22 protein-coding genes are annotated in these 26,622 nt (G+C 43.6%); all 22 read right to left on the bottom strand.

The window, feature by feature from the left end; all coding sequences use genetic code 11:
- Positions 1 to 34: 34 nt before the first annotated feature.
- The 22 genes from gpJ to MN210_RS02735 all read right to left on the bottom strand — a co-directional run bounded on the left by gpJ (position 35) and on the right by MN210_RS02735 (position 26,622).
- Positions 35 to 8,182: a TipJ family phage tail tip protein gene (gene gpJ / locus MN210_RS02840; protein WP_241879148.1), complete on the bottom strand. Its 8,148-nt coding sequence runs from the start codon at positions 8,180 to 8,182 to the stop codon at positions 35 to 37.
- On the bottom strand, positions 8,182 to 8,892 hold the full coding sequence (locus MN210_RS02835) for a tail assembly protein (protein WP_241879147.1): 711 nt from the start codon (positions 8,890 to 8,892) through the stop codon (positions 8,182 to 8,184). The genes gpJ and MN210_RS02835 overlap by 1 nt, the downstream gene beginning before the upstream one ends.
- Complete coding sequence (locus MN210_RS02830; protein ID WP_241879146.1) at positions 8,892 to 9,602, bottom strand: C40 family peptidase; 711 nt, start codon at positions 9,600 to 9,602, stop codon at positions 8,892 to 8,894. The genes MN210_RS02835 and MN210_RS02830 overlap by 1 nt, the downstream gene beginning before the upstream one ends.
- Positions 9,599 to 10,300, bottom strand: a complete 702-nt coding sequence (locus tag MN210_RS02825) for a phage minor tail protein L (RefSeq protein WP_338412511.1) — start codon at positions 10,298 to 10,300, stop codon at positions 9,599 to 9,601. The genes MN210_RS02830 and MN210_RS02825 overlap by 4 nt, the downstream gene beginning before the upstream one ends.
- Positions 10,297 to 10,647 carry a hypothetical protein gene (locus tag MN210_RS02820; protein WP_241879145.1) on the bottom strand — a complete coding sequence of 117 codons (351 nt, stop codon included), beginning with the start codon at positions 10,645 to 10,647 and terminating at the stop codon, positions 10,297 to 10,299. The genes MN210_RS02825 and MN210_RS02820 overlap by 4 nt, the downstream gene beginning before the upstream one ends.
- A gap of 31 nt (positions 10,648 to 10,678) precedes the next feature.
- Complete coding sequence (locus MN210_RS02815; RefSeq protein ID WP_241879144.1) at positions 10,679 to 11,008, bottom strand: phage tail protein; 330 nt, start codon at positions 11,006 to 11,008, stop codon at positions 10,679 to 10,681.
- 124 nt (positions 11,009 to 11,132) lie between these two features.
- Entirely contained in the window at positions 11,133 to 11,693 is a 561-nt protein-coding gene (locus tag MN210_RS02810; RefSeq protein ID WP_338412510.1) for a hypothetical protein, read from the bottom strand.
- A 72-nt stretch (positions 11,694 to 11,765) separates the two neighbouring features.
- Complete coding sequence (locus tag MN210_RS02805) at positions 11,766 to 15,185, bottom strand: phage tail tape measure C-terminal domain-containing protein (protein ID WP_338412509.1); 3,420 nt, start codon at positions 15,183 to 15,185, stop codon at positions 11,766 to 11,768.
- Positions 15,186 to 15,271: 86 nt separating this feature from the next.
- Positions 15,272 to 15,616 carry a hypothetical protein gene (locus MN210_RS02800; protein ID WP_241879139.1) on the bottom strand — a complete coding sequence of 115 codons (345 nt, stop codon included), beginning with the start codon at positions 15,614 to 15,616 and terminating at the stop codon, positions 15,272 to 15,274.
- A gap of 8 nt (positions 15,617 to 15,624) precedes the next feature.
- Positions 15,625 to 16,005: a hypothetical protein gene (locus MN210_RS02795; protein ID WP_338412508.1), complete on the bottom strand. Its 381-nt coding sequence runs from the start codon at positions 16,003 to 16,005 to the stop codon at positions 15,625 to 15,627.
- An 81-nt stretch (positions 16,006 to 16,086) separates the two neighbouring features.
- Positions 16,087 to 17,013 (bottom strand): hypothetical protein, encoded by a 927-nt coding sequence (locus MN210_RS02790; RefSeq protein ID WP_338412507.1) that lies wholly within the window; start codon positions 17,011 to 17,013, stop codon positions 16,087 to 16,089.
- Between the two features lie 18 nt (positions 17,014 to 17,031).
- Positions 17,032 to 17,481: a phage tail terminator protein gene (locus tag MN210_RS02785; RefSeq protein WP_241879136.1), complete on the bottom strand. Its 450-nt coding sequence runs from the start codon at positions 17,479 to 17,481 to the stop codon at positions 17,032 to 17,034.
- Positions 17,471 to 17,956, bottom strand: coding sequence for a phage virion morphogenesis protein (locus tag MN210_RS02780; protein ID WP_241879135.1), 486 nt, complete (start codon positions 17,954 to 17,956; stop codon positions 17,471 to 17,473). Before MN210_RS02780 ends, MN210_RS02785 begins: the two co-directional genes overlap by 11 nt.
- An 81-nt stretch (positions 17,957 to 18,037) precedes the next feature.
- Positions 18,038 to 18,292 carry a hypothetical protein gene (locus tag MN210_RS02775; RefSeq protein ID WP_241879134.1) on the bottom strand — a complete coding sequence of 85 codons (255 nt, stop codon included), beginning with the start codon at positions 18,290 to 18,292 and terminating at the stop codon, positions 18,038 to 18,040.
- A gap of 25 nt (positions 18,293 to 18,317) precedes the next feature.
- Positions 18,318 to 18,773, bottom strand: a complete 456-nt coding sequence (locus MN210_RS02770; RefSeq protein WP_241879133.1) for a gp436 family protein — start codon at positions 18,771 to 18,773, stop codon at positions 18,318 to 18,320.
- Positions 18,770 to 19,243, bottom strand: coding sequence for a hypothetical protein (locus tag MN210_RS02765; RefSeq protein WP_241879132.1), 474 nt, complete (start codon positions 19,241 to 19,243; stop codon positions 18,770 to 18,772). The genes MN210_RS02770 and MN210_RS02765 overlap by 4 nt, the downstream gene beginning before the upstream one ends.
- A gap of 92 nt (positions 19,244 to 19,335) precedes the next feature.
- The gene (locus tag MN210_RS02760) at positions 19,336 to 20,247 is read right to left on the bottom strand and encodes a Mu-like prophage major head subunit gpT family protein (protein ID WP_241879131.1); all 912 of its coding nucleotides are present in this window, start codon (positions 20,245 to 20,247) and stop codon (positions 19,336 to 19,338) included.
- Between the two features lie 74 nt (positions 20,248 to 20,321).
- Entirely contained in the window at positions 20,322 to 21,275 is a 954-nt protein-coding gene (locus tag MN210_RS02755) for a phage protease (protein ID WP_241879130.1), read from the bottom strand.
- 236 nt (positions 21,276 to 21,511) lie between these two features.
- Entirely contained in the window at positions 21,512 to 22,831 is a 1,320-nt protein-coding gene (locus tag MN210_RS02750) for a phage head morphogenesis protein (RefSeq protein WP_338412506.1), read from the bottom strand.
- Positions 22,831 to 24,420: a DUF935 domain-containing protein gene (locus tag MN210_RS02745; protein WP_241879127.1), complete on the bottom strand. Its 1,590-nt coding sequence runs from the start codon at positions 24,418 to 24,420 to the stop codon at positions 22,831 to 22,833. The genes MN210_RS02750 and MN210_RS02745 overlap by 1 nt, the downstream gene beginning before the upstream one ends.
- Positions 24,417 to 26,054 carry a terminase large subunit domain-containing protein gene (locus MN210_RS02740; RefSeq protein ID WP_338412505.1) on the bottom strand — a complete coding sequence of 546 codons (1,638 nt, stop codon included), beginning with the start codon at positions 26,052 to 26,054 and terminating at the stop codon, positions 24,417 to 24,419. The genes MN210_RS02745 and MN210_RS02740 overlap by 4 nt, the downstream gene beginning before the upstream one ends.
- Positions 26,047 to 26,622, bottom strand: coding sequence for a DUF3486 family protein (locus MN210_RS02735; protein WP_241879125.1), 576 nt, complete (start codon positions 26,620 to 26,622; stop codon positions 26,047 to 26,049). The genes MN210_RS02740 and MN210_RS02735 overlap by 8 nt, the downstream gene beginning before the upstream one ends.

Here is a 26,622-nt window from a genome sequence, read left to right as displayed (position 1 = left end):
CTAAATATAAAAAAACCACCCGAAGGTGGTGTGGTTATGCAAATTTTACGTTTACATTGTCGATAAAGTCGCCTAGTACCGTCATTGCAGTCGACCCTCCGCTGTTTGCAAGAACGAACACAACCGTATTGTAGCCTTCTTGTAGTTCAAAATTGATTTCGGACTGCCCTTGCGTGTACTTCTTCTCGTAAACCCCGCCAGGGCTAAAGACTTTTACATATAAAATGTCATTTAAATTTACCAGATATTGACTGACATTCGTTTTCTTTCCAGCCCTAACCGCTATGCTGAATTCTACGGTTTGCACCTGCCCACCGCCGCCATATTCCGGAGCTATGAACGTAAACCCTCCGAAGGACGGTAAACGTAACGTTTTATCTTTCATCGGTTCATCAGGGTTGTATAAAAGGTACCCGTTAGTCGCGTAGTAATTCGACATTTTAACAAGGTAACTAGGCGTCCATGCCGACCGCTTCATCGACTCAATATCAATAGTACCGCTAATTTTGTCGGCTAATACAGTGCCCTCAAACCGACCGCTAAGTGCAGTTAGATTACCGTACCTATCAACGATGAAGCGGTTATTGATATTCAACTCACCACCATTGATTATCGGTGCTGATATCGTTTGATTGGCTTTGATATGCTTACCCAGAATTGTGCCGTCAGCAATCAGGTCGCCATTAAATACTGCCTGATTATTGACTAGACTAAACATGGGCTTGACGACACCATCACCAGCATCTCTAACAACACCGAATTTGTCAGCCATAACGATGACTTGAGACTCTGCTGTTTGCTCGCTTGCCATTGCTCCCACTGCGATGCCCGCAATAGCTCGCTTGCCTCCAGCTATTGCTTGAGTTTTGATGGTGTGAGTTGACTGTGCTTTGTCTTTTGTTACTGACGTATTTTGCAGCGTTGTGATCTTACCTTCGGCAGTTCCGATACGAGACAAAGCTTGATTGGTAGCAACAGTCTGCGCTTGATCTTTGCTCGCTTGAGTTTGCTTGAACTCATCAAGACTGGCTTTTGTGTTGTTGATCTCCTCAGCCACGTCTTCAGGGGCTGGTGTCCAGTCAAGTAATTTAGTACCTCTAAATATTTGAGCTTCCTCTACATAGGTTGTTATGTTTGGACCATATACAGAAAGCCACAAGTTCCCAGTTTCATCAACTGTGAATGTTTTTTCTACATTGTGATAAATTTTACTGTTGCCATCATTATTATAAACAGAGCCATCTATACCGACTTTATTGTCTTTTTCACCTGTATAGAGCAGTAAAACACCCCATCCAGCTGTTAAGTCAACCTTTTTAATATGTATAGTGTATTCGGTATTTGGTTCTAGTTTAATTGGCTGTTTTGGTGTTTTATATGAGCCACCCTCCCAGTTACTGTCGTCTGATAAGTATTTATATTGAAAGTGGTTCCGTCCGCCAATTTCAATAGCATCAACCTGAGCATTTGCATGAGCTTTGGCAGCAGACTCAGCCGCATCTGCCTTGGCTTTTGCATCAGCTTTGGCAGCCGCTAATTTAGCATTGGCATCATCAATAGCACGCCGTTCTTCAGCACTGATAAGACCGTCTGCATAAGCTTTATCAGATACGCTTTTAGCATTAACCTGAGCATTTGCATACTCTTGGGCTGCTGATTTAGCCGCATTAGCTTTAGCCTCAGCATCAGCCTTTGCAGCATCTATTGCTTGCTGCTTAGCTGTGTTTGCTGCACTTTGCCACTCACTTTGTAGCCCAGTACGTGCGAGACTGGCTACTTCAGTCTTACTAGCTTTGGTACTTTGTAAGTTAGTGATACTGCTCTCTGCATCACCAATACGAGACAAAGCTTGATTGGTAGCAATGGTCTGCGCTTGGTCTTTACTCGCTTGGGTTTGCTTAAACTCATCAAGACTGGCTTTTGTGTTGTTGATCTCCTCAGCCACGTCTTCAGGGGCTGGTGTCCAGTCAAGTAATTTAGTACCTCTAAATATTTGAGCTTCCTCTACATAGGTTGTTATGTTTGGACCATATACAGAAAGCCACAAGTTCCCAGTTTCATCAACTGTGAATGTTTTTTCTACATTGTGATAAATTTTACTGTTGCCACCATTATTATAAACAGAGCCACCTATACCGACTTTATTGTCTTTTTCACCTGTATAGAGCAGTAAAACACCCCATCCAGCTGTTAAGTCAACCTTTTTAATATGTATAGTGTATTCGGTATTTGGTTCTAGTTTAATTGGCTGTTTTGGTGTTTTATATGAGCCACCCTCCCAGTTACTGTCGTCTGATAAGTATTTATATTGAAAGTGGTTCCGTCCGCCAATTTCAATAGCATCAACCTGAGCATTTGCATGAGCTTTGGCAGCAGACTCAGCCGCATCTGCCTTGGCTTTTGCATCAGCTTTGGCAGCCGCTAATTTAGCATTGGCATCATCAATAGCACGCCGTTCTTCAGCACTGATAAGACCGTCTGCATAAGCTTTATCAGATACGCTTTTAGCATTAACCTGAGCATTTGCATACTCTTGGGCTGCTGATTTAGCCGCATTAGCTTTAGCCTCAGCATCAGCCTTTGCAGCATCTATTGCTTGCTGCTTAGCTGTGTTTGCTGCACTTTGCCACTCACTTTGTAGCCCAGTACGTGCGAGACTGGCTACTTCAGTCTTACTAGCTTTGGTACTTTGTAAGTTAGTGATACTGCTCTCTGCATCACCAATACGAGACAAAGCTTGATTGGTAGCAATGGTCTGCGCTTGGTCTTTACTCGCTTGGGTTTGCTTAAACTCATCAAGACTGGCTTTTGTGTTGTTGATCTCCTCAGCCACGTCTTCAGGGGCTGGTGTCCAGTCAAGTAATTTAGTACCTCTAAATATTTGAGCTTCCTCTACATAGGTTGTTATGTTTGGACCATATACAGAAAGCCACAAGTTCCCAGTTTCATCAACTGTGAATGTTTTTTCTACATTGTGATAAATTTTACTGTTGCCATCATTATTATAAACAGAGCCATCTATACCGACTTTATTGTCTTTTTCACCTGTATAGAGCAGTAAAACACCCCATCCAGCTGTTAAGTCAACCTTTTTAATATGTATAGTGTATTCGGTATTTGGTTCTAGTTTAATTGGCTGTTTTGGTGTTTTATATGAGCCACCCTCCCAGTTACTGTCGTCTGATAAGTATTTATATTGAAAGTGGTTCCGTCCGCCAATTTCAATAGCATCAACCTGAGCATTTGCATGAGCTTTGGCAGCAGACTCAGCCGCATCTGCCTTGGCTTTTGCATCAGCTTTGGCAGCCGCTAATTTAGCATTGGCATCATCAATAGCACGCCGTTCTTCAGCACTGATAAGACCGTCTGCATAAGCTTTATCAGATACGCTTTTAGCATTAACCTGAGCATTTGCATACTCTTGGGCTGCTGATTTAGCCGCATTAGCTTTAGCCTCAGCATCAGCCTTTGCAGCATCTATTGCTTGCTGCTTAGCTGTGTTTGCTGCACTTTGCCACTCACTTTGTAGCCCAGTACGTGCGAGACTGGCTACTTCAGTCTTACTAGCTTTGGTACTTTGTAAGTTAGTGATACTGCTCTCTGCATCACCAATACGAGACAAAGCTTGATTGGTAGCAATGGTCTGCGCTTGGTCTTTACTCGCTTGGGTTTGCTTAAACTCATCAAGACTGGCTTTTGTGTTGTTGATCTCCTCAGCCACGTCTTCAGGGGCTGGTGTCCAGTCAAGTAATTTAGTACCTCTAAATATTTGAGCTTCCTCTACATAGGTTGTTATGTTTGGACCATATACAGAAAGCCACAAGTTCCCAGTTTCATCAACTGTGAATGTTTTTTCTACATTGTGATAAATTTTACTGTTGCCACCATTATTATAAACAGAGCCACCTATACCGACTTTATTGTCTTTTTCACCTGTATAGAGCAGTAAAACACCCCATCCAGCTGTTAAGTCAACCTTTTTAATATGTATAGTGTATTCGGTATTTGGTTCTAGTTTAATTGGCTGTTTTGGTGTTTTATATGAGCCACCCTCCCAGTTACTGTCGTCTGATAAGTATTTATATTGAAAGTGGTTCCGTCCGCCAATTTCAATAGCATCAACCTGAGCATTTGCATGAGCTTTGGCAGCAGACTCAGCCGCATCTGCCTTGGCTTTTGCATCAGCTTTGGCAGCCGCTAATTTAGCATTGGCATCATCAATAGCACGCCGTTCTTCAGCACTGATAAGACCGTCTGCATAAGCTTTATCAGATACGCTTTTAGCATTAACCTGAGCATTTGCATACTCTTGGGCTGCTGATTTAGCCGCATTAGCTTTAGCCTCAGCATCAGCCTTTGCAGCATCTATTGCTTGCTGCTTAGCTGTGTTTGCTGCACTTTGCCACTCACTTTGTAGCCCAGTACGTGCGAGACTGGCTACTTCAGTCTTACTAGCTTTGGTACTTTGTAAGTTAGTGATACTGCTCTCTGCATCACCAATACGAGACAAAGCTTGATTGGTAGCAATGGTCTGCGCTTGGTCTTTACTCGCTTGGGTTTGCTTAAACTCATCAAGACTGGCTTTTGTGTTGTTGATCTCCTCAGCCACGTCTTCAGGGGCTGGTGTCCAGTCAAGTAATTTAGTACCTCTAAATATTTGAGCTTCCTCTACATAGGTTGTTATGTTTGGACCATATACAGAAAGCCACAAGTTCCCAGTTTCATCAACTGTGAATGTTTTTTCTACATTGTGATAAATTTTACTGTTGCCACCATTATTATAAACAGAGCCATCTATACCGACTTTATTGTCTTTTTCACCTGTATAGAGCAGTAAAACACCCCATCCAGCTGTTAAGTCAACCTTTTTAATATGTATAGTGTATTCGGTATTTGGTTCTAGTTTAATTGGCTGTTTTGGTGTTTTATATGAGCCACCCTCCCAGTTACTGTCGTCTGATAAGTATTTATATTGAAAGTGGTTCCGTCCGCCAATTTCAATAGCATCAACCTGAGCATTTGCATGAGCTTTGGCAGCAGACTCAGCCGCATCTGCCTTGGCTTTTGCATCAGCTTTGGCAGCCGCTAATTTAGCATTGGCATCATCAATAGCACGCCGTTCTTCAGCACTGATAAGACCGTCTGCATAAGCTTTATCAGATACGCTTTTAGCATTAACCTGAGCATTTGCATACTCTTGGGCTGCTGATTTAGCCGCATTAGCTTTAGCCTCAGCATCAGCCTTTGCAGCATCTATTGCTTGCTGCTTAGCTGTGTTTGCTGCACTTTGCCACTCACTTTGTAGCCCAGTACGTGCGAGACTGGCTACTTCAGTCTTAGATGCCTTTATAGACTGTAAATTAGTGATGCTGCTTTCAGCGTTGTTTACTTTACTAACAAGCGTTTGACGGGCACTTGCTTCAGCTTGATCGCCTTCTATCCTTGCTGTGCGCTCTTCTTCGAGTCCAGCTACCAGCTCATCTTTTTTAGCAGTCAACGTTGTTAACTGTTTAGCTTGAGCATCATTAACCTCTTCAACCTCACTGATTTGCGTACTAAGCTCTTGAGCTTTAGCAGTCAAAGCATCTGTTTGTTTTTTATCTTGTGCTGCCAGTGCTTGTTGTCGTGCTGTTACCTCAGCTTGGAGCGCTTGAGCACGTGCTTGAGCTTCTGCTTGAAGGGCTTGAGCACGTGCTTGGGCTTCCGCAGCTACTTTACTAGCAGCGTCAGCATTGGCACTGCTGACAGCTTGGGTCTTAGCGGTATCAATATCAGACTGTAAGCTGTCAATCAGTGTTTTTGACAGCTCGGTTTGGGTGATTTTACCATTGATGCTGGCGACGATTTGCGACGCATCATCACTGCATTGACCACTCATAGCTACCCAATTACCTGTGTTGCCCTGATCATCAATCAGTCTTAACCAAAAATAGTGAGTCTCTGACAGCTTAACGCCGTTTTGAGTAAAGGTATCGGTGGGGTAAGACAAAGTAGCAACTTTAGTTGCAGTAGCTCTGTTATTGCTTAAGCTACGGTATATCTCAATCTTAGCCTTATTGATAACCGTTGTTGGATTAGTCCAGTCTAATTTGATAGCAAATAGCTCAGGTGTGGCTTTTAGTCCTTTGATATCATAGTCAATAGACCACTCTTTGATGACTGGCTCTGTCAGTTGGCCGTTGGCAGATTTGCCACGGATTTCAGCTTTGTATTCGCCGTTTGGCAGGCCTTTAAGCTTGATTTCGGCGCTGTCTTGGCTGTAGCTGCGGTATAGCTCTCCGTCTTTATAGACTTTGATCAGATACTCTGTAGTGTTAGTACCTTCCCACGCAATTAGTAGCTCATCCCCGTCTTTAGAGACACGGCCGTAGCTGACTTGTGGTGTGTGCTTGGTCGCTGTATCATCTTGCTCAAAAGTTACGCCTTGATCAACTACCGCTTCTTTATTTTCGTCATGTTGAACAGCACTAATTGTATACGTGTCACCGTCTTCTTTGATGCTTAAAGCACGGAACAATCTTGGTTTAACGTCTGTTTTAGTGGCGCTAAATACACCCAATTGCTCGATACCAACGGGCGTATCTGTTAGAGTAATTTTGGTGCCATTTACTGATTGCACAGACACAGTTTTGCTTTGACCATTAGCATAGTAACGGATATTTTTAATATCGCCCATAGCACGGTCAGCAGTAATTGTATTGCCTGCAACTGATAACACACGCCCAGCGATCATATCGCCAGCGTAGTCGTTGTCTGCAATCTCTATGATGTCAAACGGCAAATGACGGATACCCTCACGGCCCACTTTAAAGCTAACCATTTGTTGCTCACGGATAGAGGTTTCAATCAACCATTTACCGACACGAGCAGCTTGACCACGGCTTGTACAACCAAATGCAGTGACTTGCTTTACATTGAGACCATAGCGCTTGATAGCCTCGTCATTTGCTACATACTCTGTCTTGGTTGCGTAGTTGTCAGCTTTGTCATTGTATTTGACATGCACAGCAGTAAAGATAGTCTTTTGAGCAGCACCAGAGTATGCAAATGCACCATCTACTACATTGCTATTGGTATAGGTTGCGACGGGGTCTTTTTTCGCATCTTGCAATGCCGTCACCATTTGACCATCCCACACAGCAATGCCACGGAATACGCTTGCCAAATCATCAAGCAAAGCCTTAGCGTCTCTTGGCTCGCTAAGATACGCATTACAGGTAAAGCGTGGCTCTTCGCCGCCAAAGCCGTCTGGTACAATCTGATCACAGTATTTAGCGATTTGATATAGTGACCATTTGTCACAGCCAAAGTCGCCCAATCTATCACCCAGGCCATAGCGCTTATCAGTCACCAAGTCATAAAATACCCATGCTGGGTTGTTAGACCATGCTGTTTTAAACTCACCCAGCCAGATGCCGTCATACGTACGTTTAACAGGGTCGTAATTATCAGGTACTTTAATCTGTGTCCATTTGTTTAAATAAGTACGAGTCGGGATTTTGTTACCAAACTGTGCAGAGTCAATCTCAAGTCCGACTACCACAGAGTTTGGGTAGTTAAATTTAGCATCTATCGACTCAACATAGCTGACCCAATGCGTAGCGTTACTTGTGCTGTCGCTTGTGCTGTCTGGTGTATTGCGGCGCACACTAATATTAAACGGTGCGTCTGGCAAGTCAGTTAAAACAACATCTTGGTGATAGGCAGACGTGGTTTTACCAGAGATGGTAACTGGATAGTCTCTATTACCGCATCTGACTGTTAGTGATACAGAGCTACCAACACGATCACCGTTATCTTTCATCTCAACCAGTGAGCCAAGTGCCAATGTTACTCGCACGCTATCAACAAGCGGATCAGTGATAGTACGGGTAATGGGTTTAGACGCTTTTACTTCGGCGCCGACAGATACGATCTTGTCTGTGCTATCAAAGCCTGCTAGATAGTCTTGGTTGTGCGTACCAGGCAGGGCAGACACACGTATGCCCGTAAAGTTGTATGATCCGTCCACATTCTGGATTGGCGTATTATCAAGATAGATATTTTTAAACGTCACATCTTGACCAGCAACGCCTTCACATAGCAAATCAATAATTTTTAGTCGTTGTGCTGATTCTAGTGTATTTGGATATTCAATCGGCGTATGTCCACCGCCGCCACCTTTTCCGCCGCCGCCACCCATTAATCTACCCTCACTGTATAATTAACTGCTCTCACGCTGTCATCATCTGTATCTAAGTTATAGTTATCAAATGCTGCTGGCACATGATAATCACGAGTTTGCACCAGCTCTGCTGCATCTTTTACGACCACATCACCGCTCACTTTGTAGCTCTCAATCGATTGTGAGATAACTTTACTGCCAATCATAATCTCACCGTATGCGACTGGTACGCATGAGCCTTGTGCTGTATTGTTGCCAAGGCTACTGAACGATGATGAGCGTGATTTGTCTGTGTTACTGGTATCGCCAAATCCGGGCTGCTTAGTTAGCATCTGAGCGACACCGCCCAATACCAGTCCCACACCAGCCGTGAGCAAACCCGTTGATAATGCACCCCATGCGGCAATCGATGCGCCGCCTGTGAAGAAGGCCGCACCAATCATAGCCGTACCTAAGATAATCTGGCCAAACTTACCAGCGCCTGCAATCTCTGGTACCACATGGATTACATCGTTATCTGTTAAATCACGACTAAAATCTGTGTCGATGGTCTTATCTGTGACGTCTTTGCGAGCGACACGCACAAAGTAACCGCCCTCGCTAATACGCTTTTGCAGTCCATCTAATTGAGTAAATAACGCCCGCATGGCTTCACCCGCTGTTTTGACATGCAAGTCAAAGCGGGTGCCAAAATCCTGTAAATCACCGTATAGTCTTACGATTGCCATTATCTTGTTGCCTCTAAATCATTAAAAATGGCGGTCATCATGTCTGGTTGCCAATCTTTATGCCGCCATACTGAGTGCATTGCCTTATGCCAGACGTCACAAAAGCCCTCACGCCTTGACAGCCCGCCGTATGGATGGTGTAGCACTTGCTCATCACCCAGATAGATACTTGCATGGTTAGCGTTGCCACGGATTGACGTTAAGATGACGTCGCCAGACTGCATATCTGATAGTTCAACTTGATAAAAGCCAGTCTTGGGGAAGTTGACCAAAAAGGCGTTGTCCGCTATCTCGATAGCTTCACCCTTACGCTGATAGTCCATTATCTTAATACCGCATAGCATGTAAGCATCTTCAACGATTGAGTAACAATCGTGCTTGCCATACTCAAAAGTACGGCCCCGTAACAATGGGGTGTAGCGGTATTTGATAATCTCCCAGTCGTCATTATTGTTTACAGCTATCCACCAATCACAACGCATTTTGTGCTGTGTTTGGCGGTCTGCACCGCTCAAATAACGCTGGCCTTGCGGGTGCGAATGAACCACTATATCAGCAGGTTGCCACTGGTCATGACTGATTCTAAATGTCTCGGTGGGCTTATCGGCTACGTTGGTACACGGGGCGTAAGTGCCATCGACAATCAAGCCACAACACTCGTTTGGGTATTGCTGCTTGGCGTGGGTGATGATTTGCTGCTTTAACGTCATAACTTATCGACTCCTACAAAGCCACCAAACGGCAAGACAGCTTTACGGCCAAACCTTGCACGGCAACCTTGCAAGCATTTACTACATTTGTCTTTATCAGGGTCGTCTGTAGGTTGGTCGTACTCATCGGCAACCGCATGACCGGTATAACCACAGCCAGCACCACGATACGTCCAACCGCAAGTGTTAGCGACAATGATACGGCGTGGCAACATAGCGCCATCTGTCTCACTCGGCACTGCCAACTCAAAAGTTGCTGTTTGATTGTTTAACGCTGAATAACGTTCAATCACATAGCGTGATACCAGTTGCTGATTAGGATCAGCATTGGGATTGCCATTAGCAAAGTTGATGGCATCTAAATGTTGGGCATAGACTTGGCGTCTTGTAACCACTGCACCTACGCCGCCTTGATAGTCCTCAACGACTGCGGTAACTAAGCCGTATAGATTGGATAAGGTAATATTTGGGCGATTGCTAGCACCTGTGTTTTTAAGCTCAAAGCCATCAGCGGTAATGGGGTACGGCAAATAAGTCACGCCTTTCCAGACAATGGGCTGACCAAGCTCATTTGTCTGGTTACAAAAGTGATAGACGTCGCCGCCAAACTTGGTGAAGTCAACATCAAACAGCTCAAGCAGTACGTCTTGCTCAAGCTGAGTGATTGCTTTGTTTTGTTCGGGGGTTAACTCTCTCATACTACTGTGTCTTCAGCTCCCACGTCTGACTCAAACCCCAGATCAATACTCAAAACATCATCATCAAATGTCAGTACAAATGCATTGACAACTTTATTTTGATAATACAAAGCTTTAATTTGACTATCAGCCCAGGCAGTGATTTCTGCCTGTAGTTTCGAGAAACGGCCAGGGCGTACGTTTGTCTCGCTTGTAGTGACTAAAAAGTCTTTGTATTCGTTATCAAAATCAATGCTGACTTGAGCTGTGTCTTCTTTATCCCAAGCCTCTTTTGCGTAATGAAAACTCATTAAGACAGATAGTTCATCCAGAGTTACGGTTTTGGTCGTGTTTGTTGATTCGCTCATAATTTGCTCCGATTTGTAGGTTTGGTTGGCGTTATGCCAACACTTGCTGCATTGTCCAGCTAAGTGTCCATTTAGCGCCGCCCTGTGGACTGCGAGATATATCTTTAGCTATGTACTTACGTAGTGGCTCATCACTGGTAACCCGCCACAAAAAAGGCGTTACAGTATGTGCGTCAAGGAAGGCTTTGACTTCATCAATGGTTGCTTTACTGCCGACTTTACTTGCTTGCCAATGTTCAAGTCGTGGTGCAAGCCCTTTCGACTGGCGCTGGGCATAGCCGTCACCAAATTGCACAATCACGACATCATTGTCTGTGCTACCTGTTGCTTGTATGCCAATGTCATAAGTAAATGTTTTCATGTTACTTAGATTAGCAGGGCATGACTTAAGAGGTTATTAAAGTGATTTACTGATTTTTAGGCATTAAAAACCCCCTTTAACGGTTGGTTAAAGGGGGTTTAAAAAGTTGTGTTCTAGTGGCTATTTAGTAGTTACAGCTTGCTTTTCCAATAGTTTCCCATTTATCTGTACTAACCAGCTTATCAATATCAATAATAGTTACAGTAACTGTTTCTTTGATCCCAAAATCTGATTGTAGTACCTGACATGCATACTCTGCATAACCATCACGATTACTACCGTCGTTGTGCATACCCAGCTTCAGAGTGCTATAGGGGAATAATACATCAAGCACATTAGGCTCGTCATCACCTTTAAAATACTCAATTATTTCGGCTTTTTTTGCGTCAGTCAATTTGCCGTCATCTGATTTTGGCTCTTTTGGCTCTATGGCTTCAGTCACTGTAACTTCTTTTTCTACTTTAGTAGATGGTGTTTCATTTGTTGTGTCTTCAACGGGGGGTACTTCTTCTGGTGTCACGTCTGGTGTTTGCTCTGGCTCGACTGATACCTGCTCAGTTGCTACTCCAGACGTTTCTGTAGCCGTTGTATCTGTGCTTTCTGTAGTGTCTTCACCTGCGATAAGTCCAATGATTAGCATTACCACTATGAACCCAACCAAACCAATTAATATCTTCTTAATCATCACTCAGTCTCATCTATACTCGTTTAAATAAACTTTAATCATACCTTGTTATTACTAATCACTGCAAAACATTTAAGCAGGGGCTATCATACCGCCTGGTCTCATCTCATTTTGTAATGTTTGCAGCACGACTGCTTTTAATGACTCAGCCAGTTGCTTGCCATCTTGCGTGGTTGTTTGCACATCAGTATTAGCACCGTCATTGTTAATATGTATATCAATTTTAACTTGGTTCACCACACCAGCGGATTGATTATTCTGCTTATTGCCATAAACCTGCACACCAAGCTTGCCGTTAGGGCCGCGCGTTAGCGGCATGACTGCTTCAGGGCCTGCTTCACCCATGACGCCAAGCCCGCCAGCATGACGGAATGCAGTCGGTTTATTAAAGATATCGCCGTTTGCATAGAATTGAACCCCATTACTCCAACCGCCACCTTTCGCCTGAAATGTCGTTTGCAAAAACGAACCAAAGTTACCACCAATCGCACCGCCTATACCACTTAGGGCTTTAAAAAGTGTCCACTGAGTCAGCATCTTACCAATGTCTTGCAAGATTGAGGAAGCTAAGTCTTTAAAGCTACCTTTGCCATTAGCCACAAAGCTTGTGAAGCTATCACTCATTTTGTTAAAGGCGCCAGTAGTGGCCTGCTGCATAGTTTCATTCAAGCTTTTAGCGCCATCAGATAAGCTTTGAAAGCCTGACTGCAACCCAACAACCCAATTATTATCTTGCAATGCTTGCTGTTGCTTACGTAGTTCAATCAATTCATCACGCTGTTCAATGATTTTTTGTTTTGCCTGGTCTGATAAAGTAATACCTGCTTGTTCCGCTTGGTTTAACAAGCTACGCTCAAAGCGCAAGCGCTCAACCTCATCCGCTTGTTTACCTATAAGCGAGGTCTCAAAAGCGTAGTATTCAAGGTTTATTTGCTGACGTCCTAAAAATTCATCAAGCTTTTGTTCGTTTTGCTTTTCAGCTCTTAATTTAGAGGCTAAGTTATACTGCTCTAAGATTTCAGCAGTTTCTTTTTTAATAGCTTCTTGATTATCACCAGTCACATCTTTTAGTGCTCTTTTTTGCTCAGCCATCAGTGCATGTTCAAAGCGTAACCGCTGAACTTCATCAGCTTGCTTACCAATCAATGATGTTTCGAAGCTGTATTGCTCTAACGATGATCGCTGTTGATTAGTGAAGTTGTTAACAATATCAGCTTCAGCTTTTTGAGCTTGAGCCAGCTCTTTTTGTCGCTTGTCTTGAGCAATCAAGTCTTCTTTGGCTTTAATCAATTGACGATAGCTGTTTAATACGCTGTCTTTAATACCCGCATAAACCCCATGCTGACGGTCATAGTCAAAGCTAGCTAACTCACTGTCATTGCCAAATAGCGCAATATCTTTTTTAATACTATTCATGGAATTGCTGATATTTTGAGCCAGTTGCAACGCAGCCTGCACAGCTTCGTTTTGCTTATCCTTAATGCCAATGGCTAGACCTTCAGATAAATATCCACCATACTGTTTAAATAGTCTTGAAGGCGACCGAATAATAAAGAAGCTTTTAACTGTATCACTGACACTGCTGGCTAAATTGCGAGCAACATCAATCGCACCGCTGATTTTGTTTTTTACCCCATTAATGAGACCTTGCACAGCATCCACGCCGATGCTAAACAGCTTTTGTGCAAGGGTGCCAAATGCATCGATAATATTGCCAACACCACCTGTAACAATACTAACGGTGTTTTTAAGGCCATTACTAATGATGTTAGCAAAGCCTTTTATACCCCCACTTGCTAGTGCTTTGATAGCATCAAAAGTTGTTTTAACCGTGTTTTTAACCAGTTCAAATCCTGTATTAAAAACGGTAGCAATGATATTTATACCCGCACTAAATACCGCTTTTATGACATTAAAACCTGTACTAACAACACCTTTTATGACATCAAATGAGGTGCTAAAAATACCTTTGATAGTAGCCCAATGTGCTGTGAACAACGCGGATACAACATCCATCGTCGCTTTGACGTACGGTGCAAGAAAATCAAAAGCTTTGCCTGCCCAGTCTTTAATACCTGTAAATACAGACTTGATATTTCTAAAGGCTTCTTGGACTGGCCCTGGCAATGAGTTAAATACCTCAGTTGCCTTGTCTTTGATCGTATCCCAGTTGCGATAGAGCAGCACACCAACGGCTACCAACCCAGCGATTGCACCTAATATCAGCGTGACAGGACTGGTCGCAACACCGACAGCGATACCAAATGCAGTGGTGACGGCGGTTGCTGCTGTGCCGATTGCCACCCAAGCGGCCACTGCACCATTAAACAATAAAAACGCACCAGCAGCTGCACCAATACCGCTAGCCAGTGGGATAATAATCTCTTGATGAGCAGCAAAGAAGTCGGTTACTTGATTGATGACATCACCTGTCTGTGATGCGTAGTCTTTTAAGCGATTAAAACCTTCACCTAATATCTCTAATGCACTATGCATTCTTTCGATATTTTCGGGTCTGCCCAATACATCCATGACATGACCCACAACGTCACCAGTTTGAGCTACAAAGCCTTGAAGTTGATTAAAAGCACCACCTACAGATGTTATAGCGCTTTTCATTTTTTCAGCATTTTCAGGTGCTCTTAACGCATCTGTCATTCTTGCTAGACCGTCAGACGCTCTGATAACAATGTCTTGTATGACATCGCCAATACCAGACTGCACTATCGCTAGTTTTAAACTATTGAAGTTATCACCCAAATTGCTAAGTGCGCCGTCCAGCGTCTTAGCTCGGTTAGCCATTGCATCACCAAACTTGGTCTCACCAATAGCTAATAAATATTCCTGAATCGCCTTAGAGTTTTTGGCAACAGTTGTGGTGACACCCTGAAAAGTAAACGATACTTTGTCACCTTCCTGACTCGATTTAATACCAAACTCTTTTAATCGCTCAAACTCAAATGTAGAGGCATCAGCAACTGCCTCAATCATCTGGTTCAAATCTTTGCCCATAGCTGCCGCAAAGTTCCCGTAGCTACGCATACTACGCATACTGGGATCTAAGCCCAAGTTTTTGAGCTGGGTAAATCCTCGTACAGATTGCTCTAACGCATAAGGTGTTGTTGATGCGAATTTAGTCAACTCATCAAAAGCGGCCGCGGCCTCTTTTGTGCCACCTGTCGCCGTTATGAGCTGAGAGTTGAGGATGTCAAATTGACGTTGGGTCTCTGTCAATGAGCTTAGACTTAATGCTGTACCCAATGTACCAACAACACCACCAAACATAGTGACCTTTTTGGCAACATTTGCTAATGTATTACCAAAACTGCCTGCTCGTTGCCGCAATCTATCAAATGTATTGCTCGCACTTCGCCCAGCACGTGCCGACGTATCATCAACATCATTCAGTCCATCTTCCAGGTCATCAAGTGTCCGTATTGCTGCTGTACCATCAGCAGATATGACCAGCCCAAACTTTAGCTCTTCAGCCATTTACTTATCCTTTAATATAAATACAAAAAGCCCAGTGTTTAAGATAAACACTGGGCCTTCTAAGTATTATTAAAGCTGTTTACTGTTTAAGACGAAGATCTGTTTGATAAGTACTCATTAATGCTATTTACATAGCCGTCGGTTGCAGATCTAAAGTTTGCAAAGTCCTCTGGTGTTACAGTGACATCCTCACGACGTAATAATATATCTACTGCAATCCAATCGATCCCTATGACATGACCGTTAAAGCTGTTGCGCTGTAATACAATGTAGTCAAATAATGGCAGAATAGGCTCAAACTCACGCCATATCGTCATGACTTCAAACTCAAACTCTTCTTGCTCGGTTGCTACGCCAAACTCTGCAAATGCATCATCAAGGGCCTGTTGCTCCGCTAAATAGTCTTGATAGGCTTGTCGTTGACAAGCCACATGACTACCTAGCGCATGGAGTTTTTTTGCTTTAACTTATCGCCAGCCACACTATCAAAATAACCATCAATAACCGCCTGACGAAACTCTGAGATAGTCAGCAGCTGTCGTTTAGTATCATCATTGACTTCTAGATCATCGCCATTTTCATCTTTTACTTGACCGGCTTGCCAACCGACAAAGACTTTATCAAAGAAATCGTTTTCAACTTCTTCTACGCTTTCAACATCTTGTGTTGTTTGGATACGCTCCATCAGACGCATACGCTCATCATGCGGCAAACGGTTGAAATCTACTTTTACAGTTGTCTTTTTATAACTGCCGTTATATGGCATCTTAACGGTTACTGTCCAAGGATAAGTGTCGGCGACATCACTCAGTTTAAACATGATTTTCTTCCTAATTTAAGTGGTTTTAAAGTGGGTTTAAAGCAGTTAAACGGGTTAACTGCTAGGTTAGAGTAGATTGAGTTAACTAAATACGATGGTATATGGTGGTGTACTGCCAGATTGCATGACATTACATTCAATCTCATAGCCCAGTGCGCCATCCATATCTGTCGCACTAGGGATATCAGGTGCAACCGCTGGATAGTCCAGTTTGATTTTATTACCAGCCGTGGTGCCGTGCTCAAGCACTAACGGCATCTCTTCACCGTCCCAGGCTTTTTGATATAAGTTGATCTCGCTAAGCTGCGGCGCACCAACGGTGATAGATAACACAGGGATACGATTACTAATCATTGCAGATTGATGGTTAACCATATCCAAGCTGGTGACTTCGTTACCTGTCGTGTGGCTAAACGTATTCATTGCATAATCTTTGTTGCCCAGTTTAAATATGGGTGTATTGGCGAAGTTAACCGCTTTGGGTGTCTTATAACCTTCAACGATTGTATTTAAGTCGCTTGGCTTCTCGATTGGCACAGTGCCGCCCACCATAGAGATTTCAAACTCCCAATAGCCAATTTCACCGCTATTTACTGATAGCTTGATTTCAGCTTGGGCTTTTTTGCCAATATGAAACTGACCATCTAACAAAAATGCCACGGTGCCATGATTGGTGTCTGTTGTTTCAGGCGTATACGTCACCTTATCTACATCGACTGTTTCAGAGTGACCCGCCATTAAGAATAAATCACGATACGCAGGGGCAGTACCAGCGGTACCGCTACTTGCAAAAGCAACCTTGCCTGTAATTTTTACTTTGTCGGTTGTACGAAACCGTTTGTTAGCGCCCCAGTTTTCGCCATCTTTTGCTTGCTCAACGGTGTCACCCTCAAAGCTAATAGCAACATCGGTGGTTTCAACAGGCGTCAGCTCACTGGTGGCGAGATCACCGACACCCCATAACAGTAGCTTTTTTCTAAATTTACGACTTAATGCAACATTTGGCATGGTTTACTCCTTGTGCCATTAAATATCTTGCTGATTAATTTGTTGTGTGTAACCCAGCTCGTATATGTCAGACCATACGTGTAAGCTGTCTTTTAAATCCACCAAGCCCCCAGTCACAAACTTGAGCGGATCAGTATTATTATTATTAATATCGGTGCAAACATAACCACTTAATGCTTTAAACACTGCCTGCTGCATAGCCTCGGCACGCTCTCCAACGGCAGCACCGTAGCTATCCGTGTAGTTACTGCAAATAGTGATGACTTGATAGCGTTCAGTGACTGCTTGATAATAGTCGCTTTGGCTGTGTGCCTGTGTTTCAAGCTTGATGACATAACATGCCTCTGTTGTGCTGCGGTTTCTTAGCACCTCATCAAGCTGGCCAGAGTCGGCTACTTCAATAAATAATTGCTCATGCGCTTGGTCATAGTCATTGATACGCTGGGCGATTTGTTGTCTAATTTGCATCTAAAGCATCTCTGATAAGTTTATTGATAGCATTGGCATCATCACTACTAACACCTAGATAAGGTCTGGCTGGTATACCGCCGCCACCTTTTTGATGGCGCCTGGCATATTCTTCATTAGAGCCAATATTCACCTCATTACGACCTACGTTATAGGTAATCGACTGTAATAAGTTGCCCGAATGCTCCAGCAAGCCGCCTCCAGACGGCATGAGCACCCAATCATTAACACCAGGCGCTAAATTTTTACGTTTAATGCCTGATCTCTTTAATGCAGCATAGTCAGGTTTGACATAACCTGGCCACGGCGTACCATCGGGTGATTGTTTTTCATCAGCGATACGCGTCTTGGCGCTTTCAGTCAGCTCGTTACCAATAGCGTTTAGGATGGGTCTTAAATCATCAGTCTGCTCACGCAATCGTGCAAAAAGCGCTCGACATTCATCCATCCCGTTCCATGTTATCGCTGTACTCACATCAAACCCTTTTTAAATGTGTTTAAACCCTTTTTAAATTTGTTCAAAACTTAATTATGGTGCTATGACCGCTTTTTAATGTTAAAACGGCTTAGAGGGCGCTTTAGAAGCATGATCTTTGAAATAACTTTTGGCGCCACTAGTTATAAAATCAATGGTAAATTCGAAGTTATCACCAGTCGCATCTTCTAGCTCATGACAAGCTAATATGAACAAAGCTTTTGCATAGCCTTTTCTTTCATTCTCTAAATTTAGATTAGCAATAATAGGACGAATGACTTTATTGAAGTCTTGTATCGCTTGCTGAGCACTTTCTTGTTCATCAGATGAATACATAGCCTTACCCTTTAATACTTCTATACTAAGTCAACCGCCCCATTTTATTACGAGTAAACTGCCGTGGCTCACTGCTAATATCTGCATGATCACTGCCTTGATTGACATCATCATCGGCATTATCTTCAACAATATGCAAACCTAAGCTGGTATCACCCTTAGCAAATCGCTCAAGATGCTTAATGGCATCATCGTATAGTTTGGTAGTAGCATTATCCGTATTGCCCGTATTGCCAAGCTTGACCTTTAGATAGTACACAGCCAAATCAATAGCGAGCGTCTTAATCAAGGCAGGGACGATATCAAGCGGCAAGCTCACACGCTGACCGATATAGCTATCAATGATGCCAGTCGCATCAGCAATGGCTGCGTCTGCAACTGGCGTATTAATGCTGTCAGCACGGCGCTTGGGATTGGTCAGCTCAATAACTGTCTGCGTACCCAAACGCAACTCTAGATCTGTGACAGCGGCATAACTCATTCTGGGATACTCTCAGTATGCTCAGCGACAAGCACATCCCAAGCGTCATCACGTTCTTTTGCGCTCACATCAAGACCAGCGTCTTTAAGCTCTTTAACGGTCGGCTTATCAGCAGTCATATCAAGATTTAAGCCGCGTATGGCTTCAGTGATAACAACTAGACGCTCATCAGGCTTCTCTGATACATCAGCACTTTCAGCAGCATTTGTATCTGCATCATCGCTTTGAGCTGTATCAGCACCTGCATTTGCTGCAACATCTGCATCATCGCCCAATGAACCGCTTGCATTTTGGATATCAGCAGTATCATCGGAGAGCACTTTAACTTTAAGATAGCTATCGGCTTCAAGCGTTGCCAGCTCGTTTTGCGTAACTTCAATCTCTTTAGCCGTCTTTGTGAATTGCATGCCGTTACGAAATCGACTCAGGCAACCAGCCGCCATCACTGATACTAAAACTTTGTTAGTCATGGTTATATCCTTTATTTTATAAAACTCTGTTATTGGTTAGGGGCTGGGCATTTAGCCCAGCTTGATGTTAAAGCATTACATTAAACGATTGGTTACACTCGCTGAGTGACTAGCACATCAACCACATCTTTGTTGATGTTGGTCTGACCATTTGCTAAACGTTCAGCTTTTACAAGCTCTAAAGCTTTAGCTCGTAGTTCTGGCGGTACAACTAGCAAAGTAGGCTTAATATCTAGCTCACGGCCACCATCTGCCTTTTGTGATTGCATGTGTGCAATGGCAGCGTTTAGATTGTCAGAGGTTAATGGTTTATTTGACATATATGCCATCTGCCAGAAGCCATAGCCCACATTGTGGCGAGCACGAGCACCCCAGCGGAAGATATCAAGCATGAACACAGACTCATCATCAAGCTTGGTCATACTCGTCAGCTCAACGTCTTTACGCTTCTGGAAGATGATTGGCTTGATAATATTGTTGGTATCTAGCAAGTACCAAGATGGATCAGTACCAGCAGGGTCATAATCAAGATTAGAGACAGTCGTTACCTCACCTGTGCCATCGTGGTTTTCATACACAGGGTGATCGGTATCAAAGAAGTTTTGACCGTCATAACACAATTGATTGTGACCATTTTTTAATGCACCAAACACCAGTTTGTCGGGATGTTGACGAGCACGTTTGCCATTCGCTTCAACTATCGGGGTTAATGTACCCAAATTATCATCTTCAATATCAGTACGTTTGACCGCAATCGTTGATTCATACAGCTTATTAACAATGGTGTAGCCGTGCGTTTTGATATCATTTAGTACACGTTCGCCAATCCATTCACGCATGTCTGGCATCTCACCAAGCCATCCGTATGTGTTGCTCGCGGTACTGGATGGTACGACAGTTGCGATTTGAGTGTATTCAGGTTCAACGCTATCAAGACCTCTTTGGAAGGTCTTTTTAATCGCCGTATTCAGTGCTGATAGCGTTGCAGCATTAACTAAAGCCATGGGCTTGTTCCTTTTGTTTTATGATTTACTTGAAGAAAGTTACTGATTAATAAAGTGTTTAAAGCAGGTGTTGCTTAATCTACAGTCACACCCATTTGAGCCAGCACTTCTTGTTGCTCACTGTTTAACTCTGTGCTTTTATCTTCTTTGGGTGACGTGCTTGGCAGATTGCTGTCACCAATAATGGGCGCCTTGGTTTCAACAAACTTATTAAAATCTGCTAAGCCCTGTTCAGTTGAGCAGCAGCTGGTGTAAAACTCTTTATCAGCTGGTGCAATCTTTTTATCTGCAATAGCCGTGTTAATAGCTGTCTCTACCGCTTCTTTATGCTTTGCAGCCTGCATGTCTGCCAGTTGCTGTTTAGTAGTATTAAGCTCGGTAACAACTTGAGTGTGGGTGGCTTGCGGCACAAAGCTATTTAAATCAGGCGCTTTTTTGGCAGCTTTTAGTGCTTTGATAGCTTCAAGCACTGCTGACTTATCAGCATCAGCGGCTAAGCCAAGGGCTTTTAATAATTCAGGGTCCATAGGAGTGTCCTTTTGGTTTGAGTTTGGGGTGGTGGTTGCATTATTTAGGGCAGGCACATTTAAGTTCGGCTTATTGGTCAAGCCGACACTGGCTAGCGCATGTACCACGCCATCTTTAGTGATGTTAAATGCGGGAGAGTAGAATTTATAACGCTTATCTTCTATGACTTCTTTGCCACGTGCATTGAGCTCAAACAAACCTAAGATATGGTTGTTCTCAATCTTAAGCTTGGTAATCCAGCCACTGGCTTCAGTGTTTGGCGTAGTTTCACTGGCATGATCAATGTCTAAGATAAACGGCAGGATGGTGTTGTTAATGACCGCTTCAGGGTCGCTGTTATTCCAGCTACGCCCATCTCGGCCAGCGAATGCACCAATCGGTATCAGGGGTAACCATAGTCCGCTTTCTGCATTAGTATCAGATGGCAAGCTACGGCAAAGTGCCGTGATAACGTCACTTTGATTGGTATTGTTAAGCGTGGTATGTATAGGTGTTTTCATATTGCTTAGAGTAGCAATATGACGGGGATGCGGTTATTAAAGTGGTTTACTGATTTTTACTTGATAGGAGTGGGGTTTGCCGTATAATATTAGTTAGTTTTTATGTTGTAGAGCCCAATTCAGGTAGAAGGGATTGTTAACTGTGGTTTTGTAGTATTATGATGGCGGTATTACAAAAATAGGTTAGCAAGTGACGTTGGTTCAAATCCAACCCAACATAAAAACGCCATCTTTTCCTATAACTCTCCCCACAGTAGTTCAAACGCCTTTAAAGTAGATAGCTCATCCTTAGATAACGCCGACCCTGTTTTCACCAAATTCAATAAAACTTGTTTTTTCTTGCCATTGTTGTCTTTTGTTTTGACAGCATAATCAACTTTAATGAGTAGCTTTCCATTTTGTTGAGCGTAAACAAACACTAATGTATCAAGCGCATTATTTTGCCGTTGTTGCTCTTTACTCTGTAATAAGATTGCGGTAGGGTTTTGTAGCTCGATTGGTAAGTTTTGCCAGAACTCTATATCTAAATGCTTATCTAATTTCTGCTTACTGTCTCTTAAACCATGCAATATATCCACATCTCGTACGGCAATAATTCGATGGTGCGGCGCTTTACCCATCTGTTCTAGCTTATCGACCACCTCGTCTTTAATAGTGCCAACTGCCAGCGTATTACCATAAGCACGCTTGTTTTCCGCAATATCAGTCACCATGTCACGTACTACTTTATCAATCATAGCCTTTTGAGCAGCATCATTAAGCAAGGCTGTCATGGTGGCATTGGCTAAGCTTGGGTTTTGCGTCACCACTTTTGACAGCTTATCTGTCACCATCTCAAGCGCTTTATGCTCATGATGCTTACCGACATTATATTCAAAACCTGGATCAATACCCTTGGGCACTTTATGAATACGCCCAGTCGATTTGTTCACCCAGTCATGCACTTCAACCCTAGGACTTTTACTAATGCCTAGTTTCTCCGCTTTATCTGCTGTGATGCTTTGCACCCAGCATTTGCATCCCCAGCCGTTCATGGGCATATGCGTCTGCCAGAAGGGGTCGTCAACAGGCAGTACCAAGTTTTCAAACCCTTTATGATCTAGCCTATGCTCACGACTTGGCCCAAGTCGATAGCGTAAGTACGGGTGCGTGGCTTTATTAGACTCAAATCGATGCCAAGAGCCTGTGTGATAAGACTGAGTCTTATTAACTGCATAGACTTTACGCAAGCGTCTGTTGGATAATCGGGTTATCTTTTCGCCCGTTACTTCATCTTCTTGCTCAAAGTTACCCCATCCAGACTCACCAAGTCTGGCTAGAATACCCTTTTTAAAACTGTGAAAGCTTTGACCCTCAGCCACAGCATCAATCACAGATTGATGGATATTCTCTAATACATCCATCTCCATAATCTTAGCGACTGTGAACTTAGAAGCATGCTGTTGTGCATATATCTCTGACCAGTTGTAGCTGGTTGCCAGCTTTTTACTTTTAATATAAGCAATGGCTTCATGAGGGATAACTTTGGGTTTATCATCTAAAGGTTTATCTGCCATTACTTAACCCCATCAGCAAACGCCTTGATGCCTGCTAATGCTAGCGCATCGGTAATATCACTGGTGTTTAATTGGGCATCATTAAGCAGAGTTAGCATCTCATCAAAGCTATTAGCGCTTTGTAGCTGTGTCACCAAATCTTGAATAGATTGCTCAGTCATATTGATAAAGTCGTCTAAGTCATCGTCGGTATCATCAGTGACATGGTCTTGCTTACCATTGAGTTCTTTTAATACATCAATGACAGCATCTTTGGTTTTTGGGTGATCACTGTGCATGCTTGCAACACTTGGATCACGATAACCGTTTGCAACCCATTCAGCGTATTTTCTATTCAGTTCAAAATTATTAGTATTTTGAGCCGTTGGTACTCCTAATAACTCCTCATCCTCTTGTGGATCAGGAATGCCAAGTTTGTCACGTACAAAGTTCTGTGGCACTTTAAGCCCAAGCGGTATCAGCTGAGCAAGACCACTCACTAGACCTGCAATATCTTCAGGCTCTGGTACGTGCAGGACAAACTTTGGATAGACCTCTTGTACGCCATAGTTAAAATCAATGTACGGCTTAATCAGTTGCTGGTTAATCGTAGCAGCCAATTGCTTGGCATCAGCTTTTAGCAAGTCCAACCGTACTTCATTATGCACTTGGCTTTGAGCATTGCTACTGCCATCATCAGCGGTCATCGTCTGACCAAGCACGGCTTTACTGATTTGCTTATCCAGCCAGTTTGCCAAGTTCTCAAACAGACTTTCACCGCCTGTTGAGGTTGCCGCTTGGATAAACTCCAGCTGCATAGACTCCGGGATAATGGCCGCCGCATCTGTACCTATGTTTGCCACAGCACGCTTTAAGATTGTCTTATCAGTGTCAGACGCACCATTGCCATATTTACCCACACGGATGGGCATACCAAACACTTCACAAAACGCCATCCAATCTGTTAGGGCATACGTCTTACACATATAACTAAGTGCAGCCATACGTGCTAAACCGCCACGAATAGGTACACCCGCTTTTAGCTTGGGCTGGTGTACTACAAACTTATAAGCGGGCAGATGCTGTCCAGCCGTACCATCTTCATTGCGTAACCGTAATGTATACGCGTCATCAGCAGCATAAGTAAAGTAACGAGGGTCACGCCATTTGTAAGTAGTTGGCTTAAAGTTTTGCCACATTACCTCACATGCGGCAAATCCTTTACCAAGACCATCCACCAAAGCGCTAATCAGGTCATCAAATTCAGCGCTTTGTACTAAGTTGTTGATGTCATCAGCAATCTTTTGGCCCAGCTCATCATCACTGCCAGGCTCAACGTGTCTATCCAGCCCCTCAATTGCCAATTTACGAGTACGAATTACGCTGCCGTAATGCGGCTCACGCTCTTCCATTTCTTCAGCGAGCGTTAGGTAGTCGTATATATCACCTTGGTTAGCATCTGTCAGTACATTGGCCAGCTTGACAGGATTTAACCCTTTTGCAATGCTGTCATCATTCCACGCACGGCGTACACCCGTCATAGATGCGGCGGCAATTTCCTGCTCTAATACTTTTTTGCCTGCTTGGCTTTTTGGGTCTATTTCTTTCACAGTACGCCTCGTTTAAATCCATAAAATTCTGTGGCATCGTCATCTTGATAGATAGTGTCGCTTTTAACACTCTCGTAGCCGTATTCACGTACCTTGGCTTCAATAGTAAACTGGGCATGACGTAGCAGTAATAGTGATATAGCGGTATCAGCATGTCGCTTAATGCCTTGCCTATCCTCACTAGCCGTTGCAGTCGGTATCTTTGGTATACCCTTGACCACTCTAAATGCTCGCAAGTCTGCCAATACTCTGTCTGTTTTAGGTATCTTCTTAAATGTGCCGTCTTCTAACGCTGACTTTAAAGGTGGGGTGTTGTTTCGATACCACGGGTCACTAAAGCTCACCTCATCAATCAAGCCCGTTTGCTCTTTTTCATCCCATCTGCCAAACATATCCGCCGCCGCTTCAGCCAAGAAGCCACCATTACCACGCGCATCAAACGCACCACCAGCAAAGTTAGGCAATTGCTTCAATATATAATCAACGATGATTTGTTCTTGTTGCTTATACGGCATCTTGCCAAGCTCAACAATAAACTGGACTTCTAAATCTAGATTGTGTTGCTCAGCGCCAACACTTACTGACGTAAGGTTACTACTACGTGCAAAATCCTCTCCAACATAGTGTTTTAAATTAGGGTTTAAGCCGTCTAAAAGTGGCTTTAAATGCTCTTCACACCAGTCGTGTATTTCACTACGTCTGATATGCTCATCAACCAAGCTAAAGTCATCTGTTTTAATAAGGCTAATAACAGGCGTGTCTTTATCCATGTTCTTTTCAATCATGGCACGGGTTAACCAGTTACCAGAGCCATGCTTGGGCACACACATATACTCTTCTTGAGCATCTTCCTCGCTTTCTGTGTCATTAAGCAGGTTTTGTATCCACTGGCGTTCACCTTCAGCCGTATACTCACCACCAGTGACCTGGCATTTACCCAGTACCTGACAAATACGCTGATACAGGCCATCATTACACGCATCTTCAATGGTAATGGTGTGCACAGAGCCGCGCTTTTTACCAGACCGGCAGTCTTTAATGTATTCATTAAAGGGGCTGTCATCGCCATTGTGTGTTGAAATAATGCGGACTTTACTGCCCCACATAGTAAGGGCCATTGCAGCTTTTAACACTTCAGCAAATCTATCGTGGAATGCCGCTTCATCAATAACCACATTACCTTGCATACCACGCAGATTTTTGGGACTGGATGACAGGGCTTTGACCTTAAAGCCAGAAGCAAAATAGATCACAAAGACCTGGATGTCTTTGTCTTCATCATTAAACACATCTTCCTGTGTTTCACTTGCAGCATAACCGTAAGCCTTGGCCCACATAGCGACAGCATCGATATACTCGCGTGCCATCTCTTTGTTTGAGCCGATATAAAACGTATCACAACCGCCCGCTGTACGGCTCATACTAGCATCAAGGGCGTTGTCCGCAGCTTCCGCCCAGGTTAGACCAATACGGCGGGATTTTTCACCCACCTTGATTTGACTGTCATCGGCTATCCATCGCTTTTGATAGCCGAGCAGTACATCATTTTTATTAAACCCACTAAAGCTATCTAAGAAGTTTTGACACTCATTAGATAGCTGATTCAGTGGGCGCTCTGTAACGGCATTAGTCATTAGCGATACCAAGGATTTGATGTTTAATCATTTTGACCGTATCAGCAGACAATCCAGCTTCTGATACAGCTTGCTCGGCGGTATCAGCAGCAAGTGTCGCAATCTCTTTACGTATCGCTTGCTCACGCTTAAAGCTACTGGTTTCAGCTTGCTCAACACGCTGCACCACAAGGGCTAACTGATTAAGCGCCTTGATATCAACGCCGTCTTCACTTTCACCAACGGTCATTGTGGTTTCAAATGCCAGCTGCTTAATAAACTCCATCAGCATTTTTCCCACGTCGCTTTGCGGCGCTTCACCAAACTGCTTGGTCCAGATCTCTGCCATTTCACGGCTTTCACGGATACGGGCTGACATCTGCTCCATGCGAGTGCTAAAGCGATTAAGCCCACTTCGGCTTAAGCAGTGCTCTTCATCAAGCCCAGCATCTAAGATAAGCTGATTAATTTCAGCTAAGATTTTTGCTTGTGATAGTTTCTTATCACGTAGCATCATGGTCAGCTGGCTTTTGATGTCGCTTGGGAGTAGATCCACTTTGCTTGCACGTCCTCGTGTTTTGTCAGTCAT

The sequence above is a fragment of the Psychrobacter raelei genome, assembly GCF_022631235.3.
Classification (GTDB): Bacteria; Pseudomonadota; Gammaproteobacteria; order Pseudomonadales; family Moraxellaceae; genus Psychrobacter; species Psychrobacter raelei.
Note: the sequence above shows the minus strand (reverse complement) of the source record. Positions and strands in the feature narration are given on the sequence as shown.